3 protein-coding genes are annotated in these 3,411 nt (G+C 41.6%); 2 read left to right on the top strand and 1 reads right to left on the bottom strand.

What is annotated here, in order from left to right; all coding sequences use genetic code 11:
- Nucleotides 1-146 precede the first annotated feature (146 nt).
- The gene (locus tag HZA10_11225; GenBank protein MBI5196873.1) at nucleotides 147-851 is read right to left on the bottom strand and encodes a Crp/Fnr family transcriptional regulator; all 705 of its coding nucleotides are present in this window, start codon (nucleotides 849-851) and stop codon (nucleotides 147-149) included.
- A 188-nt stretch (nucleotides 852-1,039) separates the two neighbouring features.
- Here HZA10_11225 and HZA10_11220 point away from each other — a divergent pair, with 188 nt between their 5' ends.
- Nucleotides 1,040-2,065, top strand: coding sequence for a sugar transferase (locus HZA10_11220; protein MBI5196872.1), 1,026 nt, complete (start codon nucleotides 1,040-1,042; stop codon nucleotides 2,063-2,065).
- A 3-nt stretch (nucleotides 2,066-2,068) separates the two neighbouring features.
- Nucleotides 2,069-3,411 (top strand): O-antigen ligase family protein (locus HZA10_11215; GenBank protein MBI5196871.1); only part of this gene is annotated, 1,343 nt, incomplete at its 3' end.

Raw genomic sequence — 3,411 nt, 5'->3', positions numbered from 1 at the left:
CCAGATGCCTGCCGCTGCCTCAAGCCCTATTGCAGAGGCGGCCTGCGGGAATAAAAAAACTGTTAGTAAGGATATGGCAAATAATAACTTAATAGTTTTCACTTTTGTCTCTCCTTTTACTGTCGGATTTTTAAATTGCTGAAATTTTACAAAGACATGCCTGTTATATTTTTGGCATCCGGTGAAATCAAAAAGTTTCCCTCATCCTCTTTAATGATTTTTCTGAATGTCAGCACCTTGATGACTTTTGTTATCGCCTCCCTTGATGCGCCGGTGCGGGATGCCAGTTCCCTGTGTGTAAGCTTCTTAATTTTTAAAAAACCGTTTTCGTCTTTTTCACCCTCAGTCGCCGCAATCTGCAGAAGCAGGTTCAGAAGCCGTTCATTTACATCAAGAAAGGCAAGCGACTCAATCATATTATCCGCCATCCTCAACCTCTGCACAACTGCCGAGAGGAGGTCAATGGCAATTGCCGGGTCGTTTTTAATTGCCCGGAGAAACCGTTCCCGTTTTAAGACGCCGAGTGTTGAATCTTCCTTTGCAATGATTGTGGCGGACCTCGGCTTGCCGTCAAGGAGGCTCATCTCGCCGAAGAAATCGCCCTTATTAAAAGCCGTAAGTATCAGCTCATCCCCGTCCTCACCTAAGAGCGACGCCCTTACCGACCCCTCAAGAACGATATAGAGGTCTGTGCTGTGGTCTGACTGGTAAAACACAATTTCGCCTTTTTTTACGTGTTGAGTGATAAAGTCATTTGAAAGCTGCAGTAGATGCGGATCTGAAAGGTTTTTGAAGATAGGAAGCCCTCTGAATGATTTTTCTATCAGCGCCCTTTTAGGCTCATCTCTCATTTTCAGTGCCCCTTGTTAAGATTAGGTCATATTTTAACAGATTTTACAACAAAATTTACTTATAATTTAAGTTGTGCCATAATTTAACATTGGATGTATGTGATAAATAAGATACTTTTACGAGAGGGGCTGGAAAACTGTATAAGGGGGACATAGCTATTAAAGGAACGAAAAAAGACAAAAGCGAGTTGACCGGCGGGTATTATAAAGGATTTGTTTTCCTGAACAGATTTTTTCATATAATTAATGCCCTGTTTTTTTTAATCCTTTCATCCCCGGTTTTGATATTAATCTTATTGGCTGTAAAACTCACGGATAAAGGCCCGGTTTTCTACAAGGGGGTCCGCCTCGGGTTGAATAAGAAGCCCTTTATCATGTATAAATTCCGGACGCTCTCCCCTGAAGCAGAGCAGAAGATTGGCGCAGAGATCCTGTCCCTGGGTCATAAGCTTGAAACAAAAATAGGCAAATTACTCAGAGATACGCGTCTTGATGAGCTGCCGCAATTGTTCAATATAATAAAAGGCGATATGGACTTTGTAGGTCCAAGACCTGAACGGCCCGCGATTTATGAGAAGTTTTGCCGGCATATCAAAAACTATGACAACCGGTTTTCAGTAAAGCCGGGACTCATCGGCTTTGCACAGTTATTCACCCCACATTCAACTCCCAGGAAAATCAGGGCCTTGCTTGACAATCGTTTTATTAAAATCAGACAAAGTTATCTTTTAGATATCGGAATTATTATTTATGTCTGCGCCCTGATTTCCAGAAAAGCTGTTCTGAAAACATTCAAGTATTTATGGCAAAGAATTGTCAGGGGAAGAGTGTTTGGGATTTATACTGATAAGCGGGAGAGTGAAAGGGTAAGGCATCAAAAGGCGTATGTTAATATAGGAGCAAAGATGAATGGCGAGGTTGTTTATGAAAAAACAGCCTCTCTGGCAGATATCAACGCCGATATGTTCCTAATTAAAACCAATGATCAACTTACTGCTCCCAAGGACCTCTTTTTCATGCTTGAGACTGAAAGCAGAATAAACAGAAAAAATGCAGTAAGAAAGAAAACTGCCGTCTGCACAGGAGAAATATACAGGGAGGAAAGACTGACCGGTGATGATTTCAGGTTTAGCTATGTAATTAAATATAGGCCGGTTTCTCCGCTTAATTATTATATGATTCGCCAGTATTTTCTGGAGGAAAGCATAGCTTAAACAATGAGAAATAGCAGGGAAACACTGCCATTCGGATTTTTTGAAGGCGTATTGCTGCTCCTTTTATCATCCGTATCGCTTTTCCTCCTGACAACAGAATTTTATATCTTTGCCTTTGTCCCGGTTATTCTGATTCTGGCATTTCTTTTTTTACTCCGTTCGCCCCATGCAGGATATTATGTTATCGTATTTCTTATTCCATTTGCCGCTTACCGCGGGCTGGCAGGAGACAGCAAGCTGTTTAACATATCATGGATTTTGGGGTTTTTCCTGCTCGGTTTTCTGCTTTACAGGTTTGTTATTGCGAGGGACTCAGTTGGAAAAATCAATTCAAACCTCTGGCCTTTTATTGCCATTTATTTTGTAATCAGCCTGATTTCGGCATTAATGTCGCCCTATCCTCAAACTGCGTTTGCGAATATCGGGCTTGCACTTGCGGGTTATGTCTTTATAGTCCTCGGTATTTTTTTTATCTCATCCCGGGAAGTTTATGCAAAAACCTTTCCGGCAATACTTATGACAAGCATTACCATAAATTCCTTTTTGGGAATTGCCGGGACTATCTTCGGTATTGACATGTTCGCGGTAAAACATGAAACATTTATAAGAAGCATGGGGGCTGCCGTGGACCCGAACAACTTTTCCCTTATGGCAATTTTCAGCCTGCCTTTTATTGCGCATTATCTCTTCACGTGCAGGGAAAGGAACAAAAGGATATTGCTGATTCTCATGCTTTTGATAAATTTATTGGGCATTGTTTTAACTTATTCCCGGGGCGGGGCGCTGATATTAATTATCATTTTCCCTGTCCTGATTGCCGTGCATCTTTTCAGCCTGAAACCGAAACTGTTTGGCTTTGTGCTTTCCCTGATAGGATTTATTGCAGTTATAATAATTTCTCTGATTCCCGAGGCCTACTGGGAACGACAGAAGAGCGTATTCGCAGAGAAGAAGGATTTTTCCATCAGCAGGCGTCTTTCATATCTTCATGTCGGTCTGGATGTATTTAAAGACAATCCTGTGTTCGGCTCGGGTCCCGGAACCTTCAGGGATATATTTTCTGAAACCAAATATGCGGAATTTTTTTACAGGGAAGGCTTTACAAAACGGAGATTTGCACATAACACCTATATTGAAATTATTGTGGGAACAGGGACGGCAGGCATGATTTTTTTTATTGTCCTGCTCTGGCGTGCGGTAAGAAATTTCAGGACCGCCATGAGAAATTTTTATGAAAGAGGGGATATATGGGAATCGCATCTTACAAGGGCGTATTTATTATCGTTTACTTCCCTGTTAATCTACCTCGCCATATTCAGCGACATGTACCATAAATATTTTCTGCT

The sequence above is a fragment of the Nitrospirota bacterium genome (assembly GCA_016212185.1).
Taxonomy (GTDB): domain Bacteria; phylum Nitrospirota; class Thermodesulfovibrionia; order UBA6902; family DSMQ01; genus JACRGX01.
This window is presented reverse-complemented; position numbering and strand designations above follow the sequence as displayed.

Coding starts and splice junctions, on each gene's coding strand:
- HZA10_11225 (MBI5196873.1), bottom strand. CDS start 851: ATGAGAGATGAGCCTAAAAGGGCGCTGATAGAAAAATCATTCAGAGGG.